Source organism: Mesorhizobium sp. 128a, assembly GCF_053848025.1.
In genome coordinates this window covers 1-18,565 of record NZ_JBSPKY010000010.1, presented here as the reverse complement: position 1 = coordinate 18,565, position 18,565 = coordinate 1, and the positions used below count along the sequence as shown (strand labels likewise).

Here is an 18,565-nt window from a genome sequence, read left to right as displayed (position 1 = left end):
TGCCGGGGACCCTGCATGAGCTCCTGACATTGGCTTGCATCGAAATGTCGGAAAACCATCGGAAAGCCGTCGGGATTTTCCGCCAAGCAACCGCCAATAAGAACGGGTTGGCCGGCGCGGTCGACGCACAACCTGCCGGACTGGTTCGGATGGGTCGTGTCCAGCATGTCGACCGATCGGGCAGACCGGCGGTGACTATCGTTGTCTATTATGGGTCTGAAAGCTTTGTCCGCCGGCCATCAGCCGGCGCACGAGATCGGTATCGATCGTCAGTTTCGGGTCATGCATGCCGTCGTCTCAAACTGCCGGGCAGTTCCAGATGACGAATCTCAATGAGGAAACTCCAGCCCCATCTCGCGGTAGCGTTCGGGGTCATCGCCCCAGTTCTCGCGAACCTTGACGAACAGGAACAGGTGCACCTTCTGCTCCAAAATGCCTGATATCTCCATGCGCGCGGACTGGCCGATGGCGCGGATCGTCTCGCCCTTGTGACCGAGCACGATCTTCTTCTGGCTGTCGCGCTCGACATAAATGGTCTGGTCGATGCGCACCGAGCCGTCCGGCTTCTCTTCCCATTTCTCGGTCTCTATATGGGAGGAATAAGGCAGTTCCTGGTGGAGGCGCAGATAGAGTTTTTCGCGCGTGATCTCGGCCGCCAGCTGACGCATCGGCAGGTCGGAAATCTGGTCTTCCGGATAGTACCAGGGGCCAGCCGGCAGCGCTTGCGCGAGGTAGTCGAGCAGGTCCTTGCAGCCGGAGCCGGTAAGCGCCGAGACCATGAAGGTGCGCTTGAACGGCACTTTTTCATTCGCTGCCGCGGACAAGGCCAAAAGCGCTTCGTGCTTGACCCGGTCGACCTTGTTGAGGATCAGCACCATCGGCTGGCGGACATCCTTCAGCCGCTCGAGGATGGCGTCGGCGTCGCCCCTGATGCCGCGCTCCGCATCGATCAACAGCAGCACGATATCGGCGTCCTTGGCGCCGCCCCAGGCCGTGGTCACCATCGCGGTGTCGAGCCGGCGCTTCGGCTTGAAGATGCCCGGCGTGTCGACGAAGACGATCTGCGCATTGTCGTGCGTGGCGATGCCGCGCACGATGGCGCGGGTGGTCTGCACCTTGTGGGTGACGATCGACACTTTGGCTCCGACCAGCTGGTTGACCAGCGTCGACTTGCCGGCATTGGGCGCGCCGATCAGGGCGACGAAGCCGGAATGGGTGACGGGAGCCTCCGCTGCCGAGGGCAAGTCTTCACCGGCGGTCATGCCGCACTCCCTTGGTTGGCCCAGATGCCTTCACGCACAAGAAATGCCGATGCCGCCGCTTCCTCGGCTGCGCGGCGAGAGCCGCCTATGCCGCTTGCCGGGGCAAAGCCACTGACCCTCACGGAAACAGTGAAAACCGGTTGATGCTCGGGTCCTTCACGTTTTTCGATCGCGTATTCGGGCCGGACATCGCTCGTCTTGGCAATCCATTCCTGCAGGTCGGATTTCGGGTTGGGCGGCTTTGCCACCACCTTCTTCGAGCGCGGCTCCCAGTATCGCAGAACAAATTGCCTGGCGGCATCGAGGCCGCCATCGATATAGACCGCCGCGATCAGCGCTTCGACCGCGTCGGCCAGATAGTTTCCGCCCGAGCCGCGCGAGCGCGCCTTCAAGGCTGCGTCCGCCCGGACCAGATCTTCCAGCTGCATTTCGATGCCGATCTCGGAACATGTCCGCGCATCGACCAGGGCATTGAAGCGCGGCGCGATTTCACCTTCCGGCGCTTCGGGGAATTTTTCGAAAAGCATGTCGGCAACGATCAGGCCGAGCACGCGATCGCCGAGGAATTCGAGGCGCTGGTTGTTGCTGTTGGCCCTGACCGCACTGGAATGGGTCAGCGCGGTCTCGAGCAAACGGACATCCCGGAAGGAATGGCCGGTCCTGGCTTTCACCAAGTCGGCAAGAGTGTCACCAGTCGGGCGCTTCAAAGCCATCAATTTACGAAATGGAACATGCGCGACAGGCGCACCAGCGACGGCCATTTCCAGATCTCGAGCGGGCTCGCTTTGCCGGCGATCGAGAAGAAAACGATGTTGGCGCGGCCGACCAGGTTCTCAGCCGGCACGTAGCCGACGCTGAGGCGGCTGTCGGAAGAGTTGTCGCGGTTGTCGCCCATCATGAAATAGTTGCCGGCGGGCACGACAAACTCTTTGGTGTTGTCGGTTATCGAATTCGGTGTCAGGTCGAGTGTGTCGTAGCTGACGCCGTTGGGCAGGGTCTCGCGATAGACGTCGACCGGCTCAGGCACTTCGGTGATATCCGGATTTTGGATCTGGCCGGTCTTCACACGCGGAACACCCTCGCCGTTGATGAACAGCTGGCCGTTCTTCATCTGGATCTTGTCGCCGGGCAGGCCGACGACGCGCTTGATGTAGTCAAGCGACGGATCCGGCGGGAACTTGAACACCACGACGTCGCCGCGCTTCGGGTCGGAACCCCAGATGCGGCCGGAAAAGATGTCGGGGCCGAACGGCAACGAATAGCGCGAGAAGCCATAGGACCATTTGGTGACGAAGAGATAGTCGCCTTCGAGCAAAGTCGGCCGCATCGATCCCGACGGGATCGAGAAGGGCTGGAACAGCAGCGTGCGGATGACCATGGCCAGCAACAAAGCCTGGATGATGACGCTGACGATTTCGCCAAGCCCGCCGGATTTCTTCTCGGATTTTTCAGCCACGCTCATGTCGTCCTCGATTATGCGTTGGATGGTATAGAGTCTCGGCGCGCGCTGGGCAACGTCATGCCGGCGTTAGATATAATCGCCGGTCGTCAGATGCAATCAATGTGGCGCTTGTTCGGCGGGCAACGCCTCGATGATCACAAAGGCTTGAGCAAGCGGGAAATCATCGGTGATTGTGAGGTGGATCGCCGCTTTGTGCCCTTGCGGCAGGATTTTGGCCAGCCGTGCCGCCGCTCCCCCGGTCAGCACCATGGTCGGCGCGCCGCTGGGCAGGTTGGCGACGCCCATGTCGCGCCAGAACACGCCTTGCGCCAGGCCGGTGCCGAGCGCCTTGGCGCAGGCCTCCTTGGCGGCGAAGCGCTTGGCATAGGAGGCGACACGCCCGGCACGGCCCTCCGAGCGGGCTTGTTCGATCGCGGTGTAGATGCGCTGGATGAAACGCTGGCCATGCCGTTCCAGCGACTTTTCGATGCGTCTGATGTCGATCAGGTCGCTGCCGATGCCGATGATCATTCCGCCGGAACTTCCCGTCCGCGGTGGCCGGATTTGTGTGCCCGTTCGGCCATGCGCTTCCGGCGCTGCTCGCGAAAGGCGGTCATGCCCCAGCGTGTGATGCCGTAGAAGATCAGGCCGAAGACCAGCCCGAGCGGCACCGCGCCGATCAGCATCGGCTCCAGGATCGGGTGCCACAGCTTGGCAAACGACAGGGTATGCATCATTTCGCCGAGATGCGCGGGGGGTCCGTTCTTGGGCAGGCGCTCATGCAGGATCAGCTTGCCGGTCTCCCAGGACGCGCCCCAGAGCAGCGGGAACGTCAGCGGATTGCCGAAGAACACGGCACCCAGTGCCGCCGCCACCAGATTGCCGGCGATTACCCAGCAGAGCACTGCGGCAATGACGAAATGGAAGCCGAGCGGGAAGAAGGAGGCGAACACGCCGGCCGCGACGCCGGCCGCCACTGCGTGCGGGGTGGCCTTCAGCCTGAGGATGCGCTTGGAGAAATATTGCAACGAGCGAGAAAACGAGCGGCGCGGCCAGAGATAGGTACGCACCCGCTCCAACAGGCCATCAGGCTTGCGGCGTCGAAAAAGCACTCTGTTTCAGTTCCCGTTCAGCAACGCCCCAACCATCCAGGCCGGACGCGATAGGTCTATCTTGCGCTTCGAGGGCGCAGAAAGGCAACAACGACTTTGATATAGCGACTGCCTTGCCGCGGAACAACAAAACGCCGCCGCGATGGTCTGCCGCAGGCCTGTAACAAGAGCGCTATTGGGGCGAAACTGAGGACAACGTCAGGTGAGAGGCTGGATGACGACGATAAGGCCGCCCGCGAAGACGACGCCGAGGGGGATAAACTATTCCCGATATTCACTGACTTCGACCAGATTGCCGTCCGGGTCACGGAAATAGACCGACATCATTGCGCCACGAGCGCCGGTGCGCTCGACCGGGCCGACTTCTATTGCCACGCCATTGGCCTCCAGGCTGGCACAGATCTGGGCGAGCGGCCTTGCGGCGACCAGGCAGAAATCGCCGGAGCCGGACGTCGGCGTCTTGGCTTTCGGTTCAAAAGTGCGGCCGACTTCATGCAGGTTGATCTTCTGCGATCCGAACAGCAGCGCCGTCGGCCGCTCGGGCTCATCGAGACGTTTCAGGCCAAGCACGCGCTGGTAGAAGGCGCAGCTGTCCTCCACCGAGCGAACCGTCAGCACGAAATGATCGATGCCGGCGATCATGCGGCGATCCTCCCGGTTAGATGTTGCGGCTGCCAGGCTTGATGGCGGGAATGGCGGCAAGTTCGGGCGGCAGGCGGTCGGCCGGATAGGCCGGCACCTCATATTCGGCGAGCGCGATCAGCGGCACGCTGACATTGGTCTTGCCGGCCGAGCGGTCGATGATGCAGGCGGCAGCCACCACTTCGGCGCCAAGTTCGCGCAGGCAGTCGATGGTCTCGCGGATCGAGAGACCAGTGGTGACGATGTCCTCGACGATGACGACCCGCGATCCCGGGGCGATCTCGAAGCGGCGCAGCCTGAACTCGCCGCCTTCGCGCTCGACCCAGATTGCCGGGACGCCGAGATGGCGCGAGGTTTCGTAGGCCGGGATAAGGCCCCCGATCGCCGGGCCGACGACATAGTCGATCGTGCCCGGCACCGCCTTGCGGATTTTTTCGGCTAGTGCCTTGCACAGGCGCTCGGTCTTGTCGGCATGCATGAACACCCGAGCCTTCTGCAGGAAGACCGGACTGCGCAGGCCAGACGTCAGGATGAAGTGGCCCTCCAGAACAGCGCCCGCCTCGCGGAAAATGCCCAGCACTTCGTCGGTGTTCATTGCTCGCTCCGTGTTCCGTGGCGGGTGGTGAATGATGAATGGTAGTGAGCGGGGAGTGCGTCTTCTTCACTATTCACTATTCACTATTCACTATTCACTATTCGCCCGCCGCATTCACTATTCACCCATTCACCCGCCGCGCATCGCTGACGCTCGAATTGTCCTTGAGCTGCGACAGCAGCCGGTTGAGGTGCTTCAGATCCCAGACTTCGAGATCGATCAGCATTTCGGTGAAGTCGGGCGCGGTGCGCACCATCGACAGCGTATGGATGTTGGCGTCGTTCGAGGCAACCACCTGGGCGATGTCGGCGAGCGAGCCCGGCGCGTTGATGGCGGTGACCGAGACGCGTGCCGGAAAGCGCTCCTTGGTCTGCTCGTCAATGTCCCAACGCACATCGATCCAGCGCTCCGGCTGGTCGTCGAAGGCCTGCAGCGCCGGCGACTGGATCGGATAGATGGTGATGCCGGTGCCCGGCTGGACGATGCCGACGATGCGGTCGCCGGGCACGGCACCTTCCGGCGCGAAACGCACCGGCAGGTCGCCGCGCACGCCGCGGATCGGCACGGCACCATCGCGCGGCTGGTCCTTGTCCTTGCGCGCGGCTCGCGTGCCGGGCATCTGGAACAGCATGCCGGCGGCGTTGCGGATCTTCGACCAGCCCTCCTCGCGCTGCTTGGGGGCACTGACGGTGACGCGCTCGTCCTTATAGTCGGGGAAGACCGCCTTCATGACGTCGGTCGAGGCGAGTTCGCCACGCCCGACCGAGGCCAGCACATCCTCGATGTCCTTGCGCGCCAGCCGGTGCAGCACCGGCTTCAGGTTTTCCTTGGTGAAGGTCTTTCCGGCGCGCTCGAAAGCGCGCTCGAGGATGCGGGCGCCGAGACCCGAATATTGCTTGCGGATGGCGTTCTTGGTGGCGCGGCGGATGGCCGAGCGCGCCTTGCCGGTGACGACCACCGATTCCCAGGCCGCCGGCGGCACCTGCGCCTTGGAGCGGATGATCTCGACCTCGTCGCCGTTCTTGAGCTCCGTCATCAGCGGCATGATGCGGCCGTTGACCTTGGCGCCGACGCAGGTGTCGCCGACATCGGTGTGCACGGCATAGGCGAAGTCGATGGGGGTGGCGCCGCGCGGCAGGGCGATCAGCATGCCCTTCGGCGTGAAGCAGAATACCTGGTCCTGGAACAGTTCCAGCTTGGTATTTTCGAGGAAGTCTTCCGGATTGTCGCCTTCGGCCAGTTGCTCGATGGTGCGCCGCAGCCAGGCATAGGCATTGGTCTCCTTCGAGATCGTATGGGCGGCACCGTTCGTCTTGCCACCGGTGTCCTTGTAGATCGAATGGGCAGCGACGCCGTATTCGGCGATCTTGTTCATCTCGCGGGTGCGGATCTGCAGTTCGACGCGCTGACGCGACGGGCCGACAATGGTGGTGTGGATCGAGCGATAGTCGTTCTGCTTCGGCGTCGAGATGTAGTCCTTGAAGCGGCCGGGAACCATCGACCATGTCGTATGGATAGCGCCGAGTGCGCGATAGCAGTCTTCGACGCTGTCGACGACGACGCGGAAGCCGAAGATGTCGGAGAGTTGCTCGAAGGACAGCGCCTTGGCCTCCATCTTGCGGAACACCGACCACGGCTTCTTCTGGCGGCTCTTCACGCCGGCATTGATGGCATGCTTTTCAAAGAGCGCCGACAGTGCCTTCTCAATGTCGGTCAACACGCCCTTGTTGCGCTCGAATATCTCGGCAAGCCGCGCCGTGACGGCGCGATACGCCTCCGGATTGATGAAGCGGAAGGCGATCTCCTCCAACTCCTCGCGCATGCCTTGCATGCCCATGCGCCCGGCCAGCGGCGCGTAGATGTCCATCGTCTCCTCGGCGATGCGCAGGCGCTTGGCCTCCGGCATGTGGTCGAGGGTGCGCATATTGTGCAGACGGTCGGCAAGCTTGACCAGCAGGACCCGCACATCCTCCGAGATGGCCAGCAGCAGCTTGCGCAGGTTTTCCGCCTGCTCGGCCTTCTTGGAGACGAGATCGAGCTTCTTCAGCTTGGTCAGGCCTTCGACCAGCTTGCCCATTTCGGGGCCGAACAGATCGTCGATCTCGGCCCGCGTCGCGGTCGTGTCCTCGATCGTGTCGTGCAGCAGAGCGACTGCGATCGTCGCCTCATCCATGTGCATTTCGGTGAGGATGGCGGCGACTTCGAGCGGATGCGAGAAATAGGGATCGCCGGAAGCGCGCTTCTGGTGGCCATGCTTCTGCATGGCGTAGACATAGGCCTTGTTGAGCAACGCCTCGTTGACGTCAGGCTTGTAGCGCGCGACGCGCTCGACAAGCTCATACTGACGCATCATGGGCGGGTTCTTTCGGTGCTGAAATGATTGATGCGCCGCACTGATGTACGGCGCATCTCATAGATAGCCACGAAACTGACGGGACGGAAGTGCCGGAACCATATTCCCGGCAGATCCAGAGCGTCTGCTTAGTAGTCGTCGCTCTTTTCCGGGGGAACCAGGCCCTCGATGCCGGCCAGCAGGTCTTCCTCGGTCATGCGATCGAAGGTGACGTTGTCTTCGGCGTCATCGGCATCGGTTGCGGCGACTGCGCCGCCGGTCTGGTCGGCGATCGCCTCGCCGTCGGCTTCCGGCTCGTCGACCTCGACATGCTTCTGCAGGGAGTGGATCAGATCTTCCTTGAGATCGTCGGGCGACAGCGTCTCATCGGCGATCTCGCGCAGCGCCACGACCGGGTTCTTGTCGTTGTCGCGCGGCACGGTGATCGGCGCGCCCTGGCTGATCTGGCGGGCGCGGTGGCCAGCAAGCAGCACGAGCTCGAAGCGGTTGTCGACCTTGTCGATGCAGTCTTCAACGGTTACGCGGGCCATTGATTGCCCCTTTCATGCCTGGATTTGATGGAAAACAGGCGCGGTCCATAACCCGAACGCCGCCAAAATACAAGCATTATGGCGCTGCGGCCTCCGGGGCACGCCCATGCCGGTTTCGGACGCCGATAAATGCCTTGCCGGCGAAGCCTGCTCGCCGGCGACGACACGGCCCCGATCACAATTGCTTGCAGTCAGCCTGGGCACCCTTGGATTGCCGCAAAACTGGCGTTATCTCGGTTGACGAAAGGTCAGCCGGTTTATTTACGAGCCGACCGATATATCCGATCCATTTCGATTAGTCCGCCACCTATTTCGAAAAAGGAATATTGCCATGTTCGACCCCCGTGAAAAAATCGCTCTTTTCATTGACGGAGCCAATCTTTACGCCACCTCGCGCGCACTTGGCTTCGACATAGACTACCGCAAGCTGCTATCGAGCTTTCAAAAGCGCGGCTATCTGCTGCGCGCTTACTACTACACCGCGTTGGTCGAGGATCAGGAATACTCTTCGATCCGCCCTTTGATCGACTGGCTCGACTATAATGGCTTCAAGGTGGTGACCAAGCCGGCCAAGGAATTCACCGACTCAACCGGCCGCCGCAAGATCAAGGGCAATATGGACATCGAGCTGACCGTCGATGCGCTCGAGCTCGCCGATGTCGTCGATCACTATGTCATCTTCTCCGGCGACGGCGATTTCCGCACCCTGGTCGAGGCGCTGCAGCGGCGCGGCCGCAAGGTCTCGATCGTCTCCACCATGGCCTCGCAGCCGCCGATGATCTCGGACGATCTGCGCCGCCAGGCCGATCACTTCATCGACCTGACATCTCTCAAGAACGAGGTCGGCCGCGATCCCTCCGAGCGGCCGGTGCGCCGGCCCGATCCGGCGGAAGTCGAAGAGGAAGATTATTGACGGCGACGGCCTTGGACGCCGCCTCCGAACCGGACCGTGACTGCCCGCTCTGTCCACGGCTGCACGATTTCATCGCCGAATGGCGGCAGCGCGAACCGTCATGGTTCAATGCGCCGGTGCCAACATTCCTGCCACCAGGCGGCGGCGACGCGGTCGAGCTTCTGATCGTCGGGCTGGCGCCTGGCCTGCGCGGCGCCAACCGGACGGGGCGGCCGTTCACCGGCGACTATGCCGGCGACCTGCTCTATTCGACGCTGATCGCGCACGGCTTTGCGCGCGGCGAGTTCAAGGCGCGCCCCGATGACGGGCTGCAACTGGTCGGGACCGCGATCACCAATGCGGTGCGCTGCGTGCCACCGGACAACAAGCCGGTCGGCGCCGAGATCACCACTTGCCGCAGCTTTCTGGTGCCAACGATTGCAAGCTTTCCCAGACTGCGCGCCGTCCTGGCGCTCGGCTCGATCGCGCATCAGTCGACGGTCAGGGCGCTGGGCCAGCGTGTCGCTGCCTATCCGTTCAAGCATGGCGGCCGACTGGAGGCCGGCCGAGTCACGCTGTTTTCCAGCTATCACTGCTCGCGCTACAACACCAATACGGGTGTGTTGACCGAAGCCATGTTCGTCAAGGTCTTCAGCGACATCGCCGCTTTCCTGCGGGGCTGAGAGCTGCCAAGTGTCGTCTCACACCGGCAGCAGCGCGTCCGGCTTTACGTCCGATATCGACGCATAGGTGTGCGTTTCCCTGACACCCGGCAGCGGCAGGATCACGCGCTTGAGGAAATCCTGGTAGGCGGCCATTTCCGAAATGCGGGCCTTGACCAGATAGTCGAAGCCGCCGACGACCATATGGCATTCCAGCACTTCGGGGGCCTTGGCCACCGCTTCGGCGAAACGGTCGAACACATGCGGCGCCGCCTGGTCGAGCCTGACTTCGATGAAGACGAGCGTGCCACGGCCGATCTTTTGCGGATTGAGCACGGCCCGGACCGCAGTGATGAACCCGTCACGAAACAGGCGCTTCACGCGCTGGCTGGTGCCGGTCGGCGACAGGCCGACACGGGCAGCGAGATCGAGGGTGGTGCGACGCCCATCCTCCTGCAGCAGCCGCAGCAAGCTGCGGTCGATGGCGTCCAGCTGGTCGGATTCATGATTCACGTCTGCAGCGCCCATATTGTGTGAATTTCACTTCCGTATTGTGAAAATAGCATATTTTGTCGCACCATTTTCAGCAATAGGCTGCGCTTGCAACAAAAGCCGCCTGAGGTAGAAGCCTCCGCTGGCAGGATCGAGCGGGATAGAAAATGCGCGTGGCAGAGGACCGAAACACGAAGCCCGCAATCCTTGCGGGCCTGGCCATGATCGGTATCTACGCTGTGCAGTTTGTCGCCGCCCGCTTCAGCCTGCGGGAGCATCTGACGGCGACCGATCTCGCGACCTTGCGCTTTGTCGGGGCCGGCATGGTCATGCTGCCGGTCGTCTGGCGCAGCGGCCTGGCGACTGGCAAGGCATTGGGCTGGAGGCGTGCGTTGACACTCGCGGCATTGGCTGGAGTGCCCTACCCGATCATCATCAATTGGGGCCTCACTTACGCACCCGCCGCGCATGGGGCGGCACTTTGCCCTGCCTCGATCGTGTTCTTCTCGTTCGTGTTGTCGCACATCGCCATGACGGACAAGGCCTCACGTCAGCGAACCATCGGCGTCGCTGCCATCATTGCCGGGCTGATCCTGTTCATTGCGCCGGGGCGCAGCGATAGCGGCATGAAGGACGTCCTCTTCGGCGATGTCCTGTTCATCGCATCGGGCGCAATGTTTGCCACCTATGCCATTCTCGTGCGGCGCTGGCGTGTCGATCCGGTTACGGCGACCGCAACGGTCGTGCTCCTGTCATGCGTGCCGCTGCCGCTGCTCTGTTTCTTTGCCCCAAGCGGCCTGCGCGTCGCATCAATGGCCGAGATCGCCAGCCAGATCGTCATTCAAGGGTTTTTGGCAGGTGCGGCAGCCATGTTCCTCTATACTTATGTCGTCCGACAGTTGGGGTCGCAGACGGCATCGTTGTTCATGCCATGCGTGCCGATCGCGACGGTCCTCATCGCCATGACTGTGCTCGGTGAAACGCCGACAGGCACCCAGTTCGCCGCCGTCCTGATCATGGCTGCAGGGATGGCTTTTTCGGCTGTCGCCAGACCTGTGAGCAAGACTGCGTGAGACTGCGGTCGCCAAAGCGGATGACTGCCTGATCCGATCAGGGCGATGGACGCGTTTGCGGAAAGACCGATCCGGGCGTGGCAAATAACTCGGCCAGCGTTTGCTGCCCACCCTGCAGCACATTTAGGTCGACATCGCCCTCGATGCCGTCGACGCGGCCCATATTGTGATACTGCCAATAGATCCAGCCGTCCTCGCTCGGCTTGCGCGCCAGCGAGCGCAGCCAGCGCTGACGCACAGCTATCTGTCCGAGATAGGCCTCCGCGGCCTCGTCGGTCAGGTAGATGATTGCCGGCTTGCCGAACGCAGCCTCCACCGGACCGAGGAAGGCCTGAAGCTCCGCGCTCAGTTGCTCCGGTGACGGGCGTTGCGGGCAGTTGCCGCCGAATTCGATGTCGACCACCGGCGGCAGCAGCGGCTGATCGCGCGGCACCACCGCGATGAAATTCTTCGCCTGGTCGGCACCTGGCCGGCAGAAGGTGAAGAAATGATAGGCGCCGACAGCAAGGCCGGCCGCGCGCGCCTCGCGCAGGTTCTTGGCGAAGGCGTCGTCGACATGGTCGCCGCCCTCGGTCGCCTTGATGACGGCGAAGGCGACATCGTCGGCGGCAACGCGCCGCCAGTCGATCTCACCCTGATGATGGGAAACGTCGATGCCCCTGACCGGATAGCTCTCGCGATCCGGCGAGAAAGTCTGGAAGTAGAAAGAGCCGCCCGCCGCGACGAGGCCGGCAAAGACCAGACTGGCCGCGCCCCAGAGAACAATCCGGTTTTTCAAGGCGATCCCCTGTCGGAACAGCCGGCTCAGCCGTTCCACCCTTGAAAGCCAGACTGTTGGCTTTTTTCGGGCCAAGGATCGATGTTCCTCAGCCGCGTTCTTTCAGCAACCGGCCCTTCTCGCGCGACCAGTCGCGCTGCTTTTCAGTCTCGCGCTTGTCGTGCAGTTTCTTGCCGCGCCCGACGGCGAGCAGGAGCTTGGCGCGGCCCTGGTCGTTGAAATAGATCTTTAGCGGCACCAGCGTCATGCCTTCGCGCTCGATGCTCTGTGACAGTTTTGCCATCTCGCGCTTGTTGAGCAGCAGCTTGCGGCGCCGGCGCGGCTCATGGTTGAAGCGGTTGGCCTGCAGATATTCCGGCAGATAGGAATTGATCAGCCAGATCTCCGCGCCTTCGACCGAGGCATAGCTGTCCTGGATGTTGGCCTGGCCCTGGCGCAGCGACTTGACCTCGGTGCCGGTCAGCACAAGGCCGGCCTCGACCGTGTCGAGCACCTCATAGGAAAACCTCGCCTTGCGGTTCTCCGCAACGGTCTTGTTGTTGGGATCGGCTTTTCTGACTTGATTCATGATGTGGAGAGGTGGCGCCTCATCCTCAATTTATCAAGCCGGCATGCTTCATCGCCGCATCGATCCGCTCCGCGGTCGATGCCTCGATCGTCACCAGCGGCGAGCGCACCACGTTCTCGACCTTGCCTATCTTCGACAGCGCGTATTTGACGCCGCACAGGCCGGGCTCGAGGAAGATCGCCTTGTGCAGCGGCAGCAGGCGGTCCTGCAACTCCAGCGCCTTGGCGCTGTCGCCGGACAGTGTGGCTTCCTGGAATTCGGCGCACAGCCGCGGCGCGACATTTGACGTCACCGAGATACAGCCGACACCGCCATGGGCGTTGAAGCCGAGCGCGGAGGCATCCTCGCCCGAAAGCTGGATGAAATCCTTGCCGCAGGTGGCGCGCTGTTCGGACACACGCTCGACCTTGCCGGTGGCATCCTTGACGCCGACGATGTTCTTGAAGTCGTGTGCCAGCCGGCCCATCGTTTCGGGCATCATGTCGATGACCGAGCGCGGCGGGATGTTGTAGATGATGATCGGCAGGCTGGTCGCCCTGGCGACGGCAGCGAAATGCTCGTAGAGGCCGCGCTGCGTCGGCCTGTTGTAATAAGGCGTGACGACCAATGCCGCATCGGCGCCCGCCTGCTCGGCATACTGCACCAGACCAACCGCTTCCGCAGTGTTGTTGGAGCCGGCGCCGGCAACGACCGGAGCGCGGCCGTTGGCGACCTCGATGCAGACCTTGACGACATGGCGGTGCTCATCATGGGATAGCGTCGGCGACTCGCCGGTGGTGCCGACCGGAACGAGACCCGTCGTGCCCTCGCCAAGTTGCCACTCGACGAAAGCGCGAAAGGCTTTCTCGTCGAAACGCCCGCTCTTTTCGAACGGTGTCACGAGCGCAGTAAGCGAGCCTCTCAGCATGTCGTCCAACTCCTTGGGACTTCTCGGGTTTCTTGATGTGTTTCAGCGTCGGCGCCTTCTAGCCGAAAGCGAAGCCGCGCACCATAGTCTCGACACTGTTCAGCGGCAAGCATGCCGATGGTGCCAGCAAGCGCAATTCGAACGGCCTCGATAACCCTTTGTTTACGGGCTCTTCACGACCTAAGTCTAGGCTCTCGGGCACCTGGGCTTGCCATTTAAGGTGCCGCAACAGGGAAAGATCAGGATCCATGCCGGCCAGTCGGCCCTTCCGCTTCGTATTGCTTGGCGCCGTTGCCCTGCTGATAGTGGGGACGGCGGCAAACGAGAGCGTCGACGAGCAGACGACCTCGTCGATCCCGATGCCTGGCCTGCAGGACGGAGCGCAGACCGACGCGCCCTCCGGCAGTATCGTCGTGTTGAAAGGCGGGCTCGACGCGTTGGCGACCGGCGATATTGCCGCGGCACGAGCCGTACGCGAAACATTGCCGGCCAATTCGCTCGACCGCCATATCCTGGCCTGGGCGATCGCGCTCTATGGGGGCGACCGTGTGCCGAGCAGCGAGATTGCCGATACCCCAAAGATGCTGCCGAACTGGCCGGGCACAATCGCCCTGCGCAAGAACAGCGAGCGCGCGCTCTACCGCGAAAGCCCCCCGCCGCAGACAGTGGTGAAAGCCTTTGATGGAAGCCAGCCGCTAACCTTCGAAGGCGTGGTGATCCTTGCCCGATCCTATGTGGCGCTGGGCAATGCCAAGGCCGCGCTTTCCGTTTTGTCGCCGTTCTGGCGCACCGAAAAGCTGGAAGCGAAGGATGAGGCGTCCGTCATCAAGGAGTTTGGCGCTTTTATCCCGGCTGCCGACCATCGTTTCCGCATGGAACGGATGTTTTATGCCGATCGGGAGAATTCGGCGCTGCGGGTCGCCGCGCTTGCCGGCGCGCAACCGCTGGCCGATGCCTGGGCCGCTGCCTCGCGTGGCGACAAGAACGCGGCCAAGCTCTTGAAAGCAGTACCTGAAGCACAACGATCGGCCGGCTATTTCTTCGCGCAAGCCGAATATCTGCGCAAGCAGCGGAAGTTTGCCGACGCCGCCGCAGTGGTGATGAAGGCGCCAACCGATCGCGACGCGCTGGTCGATCCCGATGCCTGGTGGGTCGAGCGCCGCGTGCTGTCGCGCGCACTGGTCGACCAGGGCGACTGGAAGACCGCCTACAAGATCGTTGCCGCGCATGCCGCCGAAAGCCCCGCCAGTGCCGCCGAGGCCGAATTCCACGCCGGCTGGTATGCACTGCGAGGCCTCAACGATCCCGGCACCGCGTCCGGACATTTTGCCCGCATCGCCGACCTTGCGCAGGGGCCGATGTCGCTGTCGCGCGCCTATTACTGGCTTGGCCGCGCGGCGGAAGTCGGCGGACCCGGCGATGCGAAGGGTTATTTCACCAAGGCAGCGGCCTATGGCACCACTTTCTACGGCCAGTTGGCGGCGGAACGGGTTGGCCTGCGCACGCTGAACATCGTCTACCCAGAGCCAAGCAATGCAGACCGCCAAAGCTTTGACGGACGCGAAGCGGTCAGCGCCATCAAGCGGCTGCAGGAAGCGGGCTATGACCGCTATGCCGAGACGCTCTACCGCGACCTTGCAGGGCAGTTGACCAGTCCCGGCGAACTGGCGCTGCTTGCCGTGCTGGCGGAAAACCAGGGCAACCATTTCATGGCGCTGAAGATCGGCAAGATCGCCGGCGCGCGCGGCATCGATGTCGGCGCGCTGTCGCATCCGCTGGGCGTCATTCCCGACACCGCCGACATTTCCGGCTCGGGCAAGGCGCTGGCCTATGCCATCGCGCGCCAGGAGAGCGAGTTCAATGTCGGCGCCGTCTCCAGCGCCGGCGCGCGCGGCCTGCTGCAGCTGATGCCGGGCACCGCAAAGCAATTGGCGAAAAAGGCGGGACTGAGCTTTTCGCAGGATCGGCTGACCAGCGATGCCGGCTACAATGCGACACTGGGTGCGGCCTTCCTCGGCGAACAGCTCGACCGCTTCGGCGGCTCCTACGTGCTGACGTTCGCCGGCTACAATGCCGGCCCCAACCGTGCCGCCCAGTGGGTGGCCAAATATGGCGACCCGCGCGGCAAAGGGATAGATGCCGTCGTCGACTGGATCGAGCGGATTCCCTACACGGAGACCAGAAGTTACGTACAGCGCGTGATGGAGAATTACGAAGTCTACAAGATGCGCATTTCGGGGAAGTACGACATTGTCGGGGATCTCGTGAACGGGCGGAGCTGAGCGGCAGAGCGTCGTCGCAGACAGGCGATCCTTCGCGCCCCCTTCTGTTCTGCCGGCCATCTCCCCACGAGTGGGGGGATCAGCTGTCACTGCCGATTTCGCCAATCTCCAACATCGAAGGAAGGGCGTAGCGCCGGAACCGCCAATCCCCCCTCGTGGGGAGATGGCCGGTAGGACAGAGGCGGGCGCTGTCCCTCCGACATTTCCAAAAGTGTCACCTTGCCGACAACCCTCGATTTGACCACCCCGCCCCTCGCCTGTAGCAGACGGAGACAATCTGGCGAGGGAGTCCCTTTGGTATGTCGAGCACGGACAGCTTTTCCGATTTCTTCTACACAGCGCCGGATGGGCACAGGCTTCACGCCCGCGTCTACGGCGAGACGAATTCGACAGCGTGGCCGGCGGTCTGCCTGCCCGGCCTGACCCGCAACGCGCGCGACTTTCATGAGCTGGCGCTTTACCTGTCGCAGCGGGCCGACAATCCTCGCAAGGTGATCGCCTTCGACTATCGCGGCCGCGGCCAATCGGCCTACGACCCCGATATCGGACACTACAATGTCGGCATCGAAGCCGGCGACATCCTCGCCGGGCTCACGGCGCTCGACATCGCAAGCGCAGCCTTTGTCGGCACGTCGCGCGGCGGGCTGATCATCCATGTGCTCGGCGCACTGCGGCCAGCCGTGCTGAAAGCCATCGTGCTCAACGACATCGGCCCGGTGATCGAGGCCGCCGGGCTCGCCCATATCCGGACCTATCTCGATCCGGCACCAAAACCGAAGAGCCGGACCGAGGCTATCGAGGCCCAACGCAGCGCTCATGGCGGTGACTTTTCCGCGCTGACGCAGGCGGATTGGGAGCGGATGGTGTCGGCTCTCTATCGCGAGACCGATCAGGGGCTGGTGCCGAATTTCGACCCCAAGCTGGTCGAGACGCTGGCCGGTGCGGATTTCAGCAAGCCGTTGCCGGACCTATGGCCGCAGTTCGATGCGCTGATGGCCATACCGCTGCTTGCCATACGTGGCGCCAACTCGAAACTTTTGTCGGTGGAGACATTCGAAGAGATGGGCAAGCGCCATCCCGGCATGGAAGCGATCACCGTTGAGGGCCAGGGCCACGCCCCCTTCCTGGAGACAGGCAATCTGCCCGGCGCCATCGCAGCTTTCCTGGACAAGGCGGAACACACAGCTCCAACAAAGTAACCCCCAAGTTCAAATATGATCCTGGGGTTGCCTTTTCGGTATATCAACGATCGATGGAACTATTTGGCTTTAGAGCTTTTCCTGGGCGCCTTGGCCGCTTTCGCCGCGGTCGCTTCGCCTTTTTGCTTCGGCGCCGCCCCTGAAGGCGTGGTCAGCGGCGATGCGAAGGCCGAGTTTTGCGCGTCACCGGACAACCCTTCGCCGCGGGGTGTTTCCAGCACGACGACGCAACCGTCGAGATCGTTTGTGGCCAGATGCGCGTAACGCATGGTCATCGAAAGCGTCTGATGGCCGAGCCACATCTGCACGCGCCGGATGTCGATGCCGCCCTGGACCAGACGCGAGGCGCAGGTGTGGCGCAAGATGTGCGGCACCACCTGGTCATCTGCGCCGAGGCCGACTTCGGCCTTGGCATCGTTCCAGATGGCCCGAAATTGTGCCTGGCTGAGTTTTGTGAACGGACCTTTGGGCCTGCGACCCTCTGAGGGCGGCAGTTTGATCACCTCTTTGACCCGTTCGGTCATCGGAATGGTGCGGCTGCGGCCCGATTTGGTGATCCAGAACGAGACTCGGTGTTCCTGGATGTCGTTCCAGATCAGTCCGAGCGCTTCGCCGAGGCGGCAGCCGGTGTCGACGAGAAAGACCGAGAGACGATAGGCATCCTCGCTGCGGCTCTTGATGGCAGCGAACAACCTTGCCTCTTCGTCCCTTTCGAGGAAACGAATCCGTCCCGCCCGCTCCTTCTGGCGGCGGAACTCGGGCAGGCTGTGGATATCCCCCATCTTGTAAGCCTTGCGCAGCAGTTTGCTGAGGGCAGCCATCTTTCGATTGATGGTTGCGTTGCTGTTGCCGCGCTGGCGCAAGGTGCCGATAAGGTTGTCCAGGGTGCTCTGGTCGAAGGCGCTGAACCGTTCTCCGAGGAGAATCTCGTCTATTTCGCCGATGAAGGAGCTGACATTGTACTTATGCCGCCCGTCATCCCAGAGTATGTCCCGGTATGCTGAAAAAAGCTCTCCGACCCTGTGCGACTTTACTTCTCGGATTTTGTTGTAGCTGTATCTTATCTTCGAGGTTTGAGAAGAAAACATCGAGAAATGATCGGCGGGATCACCCTCTTGCGTCGCTTCGTTGGTCATCAATTGCCACACCCCCGAGTGGATAGAGTCAGACCTATCCGCTTGGAAGCGTCCTTTCAAGAGATTTAATCACGCAGTTGTGACTTCATCCGCCCATCAGCGGATCCCACGAACTCACCCTACGGACTATTCAGCTGCCGATTCCCCCTGTTCCTTCTGCTTGTCTTGTCCAGTCACGAAACAAAAACAGCCCGGGCGTTGAAGCGCCCGGGCTGGTATTCACCTGTATAAAGCCAGTCCTTAGAACGAGCGCTGGAAGCGGAGCATGCCGCCGATGGCGTCGTCGCCGCCATCAGAAATACCGGTCCAGTTGTGGTTCGTGCCAAGCGTATCGACGTCATCGATTTTGCCTGCATTGATGTAGTCGACTTCGGCCGTGATCGTCAGGCCTGGAACAACATCGTAGGCGATGTTGGCGGCGATGCCGAGGTTCTCACCTTCGTCATACGAGACCTGGGCGTTGAACGAGGTCTTCTCGTTGATGGTGTAGGTGCCACCACCCCAGACTGCCCAGTTGCCATCCCACTGCTTGTAGAAGCCGCGACCGCCTGCCGGGAAAGCGTAGGTCGTGTCAGTCAGGTTGTCGTCGGTGCCGTAGCCGCCCATGATGAAGAGCGACAGGTTCTGCATCGGGGTGATGT

Annotated in this window: 20 protein-coding genes; 5 read left to right on the top strand and 15 right to left on the bottom strand. The window is 62.3% G+C overall.

What is annotated here, in order from left to right; translation table 11 throughout:
* Positions 1-329: 329 nt before the first annotated feature.
* The 9 genes from era to rpoZ all read right to left on the bottom strand — a co-directional run bounded on the left by era (position 330) and on the right by rpoZ (position 7,935).
* Positions 330-1,262 (bottom strand): GTPase Era, encoded by a 933-nt coding sequence (gene era, locus ACWTU9_RS17380; RefSeq protein WP_454588389.1) that lies wholly within the window; start codon positions 1,260-1,262, stop codon positions 330-332.
* Complete coding sequence (gene rnc / locus ACWTU9_RS17375; RefSeq protein WP_455859347.1) at positions 1,259-1,975, bottom strand: ribonuclease III; 717 nt, start codon at positions 1,973-1,975, stop codon at positions 1,259-1,261. Before rnc ends, era begins: the two co-directional genes overlap by 4 nt.
* On the bottom strand, positions 1,975-2,724 hold the full coding sequence (lepB, locus tag ACWTU9_RS17370; protein ID WP_454588391.1) for a signal peptidase I: 750 nt from the start codon (positions 2,722-2,724) through the stop codon (positions 1,975-1,977). The genes rnc and lepB overlap by 1 nt, the downstream gene beginning before the upstream one ends.
* A 96-nt stretch (positions 2,725-2,820) precedes the next feature.
* Positions 2,821-3,234, bottom strand: coding sequence for a holo-ACP synthase (gene acpS / locus ACWTU9_RS17365; protein WP_455859346.1), 414 nt, complete (start codon positions 3,232-3,234; stop codon positions 2,821-2,823).
* On the bottom strand, positions 3,231-3,815 hold the full coding sequence (locus tag ACWTU9_RS17360; protein WP_454577033.1) for a DUF2062 domain-containing protein: 585 nt from the start codon (positions 3,813-3,815) through the stop codon (positions 3,231-3,233). Before ACWTU9_RS17360 ends, acpS begins: the two co-directional genes overlap by 4 nt.
* A gap of 261 nt (positions 3,816-4,076) precedes the next feature.
* Positions 4,077-4,457, bottom strand: a complete 381-nt coding sequence (locus tag ACWTU9_RS17355; RefSeq protein WP_455859345.1) for a VOC family protein — start codon at positions 4,455-4,457, stop codon at positions 4,077-4,079.
* Between the two features lie 16 nt (positions 4,458-4,473).
* Positions 4,474-5,052 (bottom strand): orotate phosphoribosyltransferase, encoded by a 579-nt coding sequence (pyrE, locus tag ACWTU9_RS17350; protein ID WP_455859344.1) that lies wholly within the window; start codon positions 5,050-5,052, stop codon positions 4,474-4,476.
* 121 nt (positions 5,053-5,173) lie between these two features.
* Positions 5,174-7,405 carry a RelA/SpoT family protein gene (locus ACWTU9_RS17345; RefSeq protein ID WP_142867696.1) on the bottom strand — a complete coding sequence of 744 codons (2,232 nt, stop codon included), beginning with the start codon at positions 7,403-7,405 and terminating at the stop codon, positions 5,174-5,176.
* 128 nt (positions 7,406-7,533) lie between these two features.
* A complete protein-coding gene (gene rpoZ / locus ACWTU9_RS17340) occupies positions 7,534-7,935 on the bottom strand; it encodes a DNA-directed RNA polymerase subunit omega (RefSeq protein WP_454588394.1) in 402 nt (133 codons plus the stop codon).
* 331 nt (positions 7,936-8,266) lie between these two features.
* Between rpoZ and ACWTU9_RS17335 the strand changes: the two genes are divergently transcribed.
* Complete coding sequence (locus ACWTU9_RS17335) at positions 8,267-8,848, top strand: LabA-like NYN domain-containing protein (protein ID WP_454588395.1); 582 nt, start codon at positions 8,267-8,269, stop codon at positions 8,846-8,848.
* Positions 8,845-9,510, top strand: a complete 666-nt coding sequence (locus ACWTU9_RS17330) for a uracil-DNA glycosylase (protein WP_455859343.1) — start codon at positions 8,845-8,847, stop codon at positions 9,508-9,510. The genes ACWTU9_RS17335 and ACWTU9_RS17330 overlap by 4 nt, the downstream gene beginning before the upstream one ends.
* An 18-nt stretch (positions 9,511-9,528) precedes the next feature.
* On the opposite strand, the gene ACWTU9_RS17325 is transcribed toward ACWTU9_RS17330, so the two are convergent.
* Positions 9,529-10,017: an Lrp/AsnC family transcriptional regulator gene (locus tag ACWTU9_RS17325; protein WP_454577025.1), complete on the bottom strand. Its 489-nt coding sequence runs from the start codon at positions 10,015-10,017 to the stop codon at positions 9,529-9,531.
* 131 nt (positions 10,018-10,148) lie between these two features.
* On the opposite strand from ACWTU9_RS17325, the gene ACWTU9_RS17320 reads away from it, so the two are divergent.
* Positions 10,149-11,054 (top strand): DMT family transporter, encoded by a 906-nt coding sequence (locus tag ACWTU9_RS17320; protein WP_455859342.1) that lies wholly within the window; start codon positions 10,149-10,151, stop codon positions 11,052-11,054.
* Positions 11,055-11,091: 37 nt separating this feature from the next.
* On the opposite strand, the gene ACWTU9_RS17315 is transcribed toward ACWTU9_RS17320, so the two are convergent.
* The 3 genes from ACWTU9_RS17315 to dapA all read right to left on the bottom strand — a co-directional run bounded on the left by ACWTU9_RS17315 (position 11,092) and on the right by dapA (position 13,307).
* Positions 11,092-11,832, bottom strand: a complete 741-nt coding sequence (locus ACWTU9_RS17315) for a glycoside hydrolase family 25 protein (protein ID WP_455859341.1) — start codon at positions 11,830-11,832, stop codon at positions 11,092-11,094.
* An 88-nt stretch (positions 11,833-11,920) separates the two neighbouring features.
* Entirely contained in the window at positions 11,921-12,400 is a 480-nt protein-coding gene (smpB, locus tag ACWTU9_RS17310) for an SsrA-binding protein SmpB (RefSeq protein ID WP_455859340.1), read from the bottom strand.
* 25 nt (positions 12,401-12,425) lie between these two features.
* Positions 12,426-13,307: a 4-hydroxy-tetrahydrodipicolinate synthase gene (gene dapA, locus ACWTU9_RS17305; RefSeq protein WP_455859339.1), complete on the bottom strand. Its 882-nt coding sequence runs from the start codon at positions 13,305-13,307 to the stop codon at positions 12,426-12,428.
* Positions 13,308-13,555: 248 nt separating this feature from the next.
* Between dapA and ACWTU9_RS17300 the strand changes: the two genes are divergently transcribed.
* Complete coding sequence (locus ACWTU9_RS17300; protein ID WP_455859338.1) at positions 13,556-15,589, top strand: lytic transglycosylase domain-containing protein; 2,034 nt, start codon at positions 13,556-13,558, stop codon at positions 15,587-15,589.
* Between the two features lie 299 nt (positions 15,590-15,888).
* The gene (locus ACWTU9_RS17295; RefSeq protein ID WP_455859337.1) at positions 15,889-16,788 is read left to right on the top strand and encodes an alpha/beta fold hydrolase; all 900 of its coding nucleotides are present in this window, start codon (positions 15,889-15,891) and stop codon (positions 16,786-16,788) included.
* Between the two features lie 59 nt (positions 16,789-16,847).
* On the opposite strand, the gene ACWTU9_RS17290 is transcribed toward ACWTU9_RS17295, so the two are convergent.
* Together ACWTU9_RS17290 and ACWTU9_RS17285 are read right to left on the bottom strand one after the other, a co-directional pair.
* On the bottom strand, positions 16,848-17,927 hold the full coding sequence (locus ACWTU9_RS17290) for a tyrosine-type recombinase/integrase (protein WP_455859336.1): 1,080 nt from the start codon (positions 17,925-17,927) through the stop codon (positions 16,848-16,850).
* Between the two features lie 237 nt (positions 17,928-18,164).
* The coding region (locus tag ACWTU9_RS17285; protein ID WP_455859335.1) for a porin at positions 18,165-18,565 on the bottom strand (401 nt) is incomplete at its 5' end.

What these genes read in the sequence shown, in the direction of transcription:
- era (WP_454588389.1), bottom strand. Translation starts at nt 1,262, where the DNA reads ATGACCGCCGGTGAAGACTTGCCCTCGGCAGCGGAGGCTCCCGTCACC.
- rnc (WP_455859347.1), bottom strand. Translation starts at nt 1,975, where the DNA reads ATGGCTTTGAAGCGCCCGACTGGTGACACTCTTGCCGACTTGGTGAAA.
- lepB (WP_454588391.1), bottom strand. Translation starts at nt 2,724, where the DNA reads ATGAGCGTGGCTGAAAAATCCGAGAAGAAATCCGGCGGGCTTGGCGAA.
- acpS (WP_455859346.1), bottom strand. Translation starts at nt 3,234, where the DNA reads ATGATCATCGGCATCGGCAGCGACCTGATCGACATCAGACGCATCGAA.
- ACWTU9_RS17355 (WP_455859345.1), bottom strand. Translation starts at nt 4,457, where the DNA reads ATGATCGCCGGCATCGATCATTTCGTGCTGACGGTTCGCTCGGTGGAG.
- pyrE (WP_455859344.1), bottom strand. Translation starts at nt 5,052, where the DNA reads ATGAACACCGACGAAGTGCTGGGCATTTTCCGCGAGGCGGGCGCTGTT.
- ACWTU9_RS17345 (WP_142867696.1), bottom strand. Translation starts at nt 7,405, where the DNA reads ATGATGCGTCAGTATGAGCTTGTCGAGCGCGTCGCGCGCTACAAGCCT.
- rpoZ (WP_454588394.1), bottom strand. Translation starts at nt 7,935, where the DNA reads ATGGCCCGCGTAACCGTTGAAGACTGCATCGACAAGGTCGACAACCGC.
- ACWTU9_RS17335 (WP_454588395.1), top strand. Translation starts at nt 8,267, where the DNA reads ATGTTCGACCCCCGTGAAAAAATCGCTCTTTTCATTGACGGAGCCAAT.
- ACWTU9_RS17325 (WP_454577025.1), bottom strand. Translation starts at nt 10,017, where the DNA reads ATGGGCGCTGCAGACGTGAATCATGAATCCGACCAGCTGGACGCCATC.
- ACWTU9_RS17320 (WP_455859342.1), top strand. Translation starts at nt 10,149, where the DNA reads ATGCGCGTGGCAGAGGACCGAAACACGAAGCCCGCAATCCTTGCGGGC.
- smpB (WP_455859340.1), bottom strand. Translation starts at nt 12,400, where the DNA reads ATGAATCAAGTCAGAAAAGCCGATCCCAACAACAAGACCGTTGCGGAG.
- dapA (WP_455859339.1), bottom strand. Translation starts at nt 13,307, where the DNA reads ATGCTGAGAGGCTCGCTTACTGCGCTCGTGACACCGTTCGAAAAGAGC.
- ACWTU9_RS17300 (WP_455859338.1), top strand. Translation starts at nt 13,556, where the DNA reads ATGCCGGCCAGTCGGCCCTTCCGCTTCGTATTGCTTGGCGCCGTTGCC.
- ACWTU9_RS17295 (WP_455859337.1), top strand. Translation starts at nt 15,889, where the DNA reads ATGTCGAGCACGGACAGCTTTTCCGATTTCTTCTACACAGCGCCGGAT.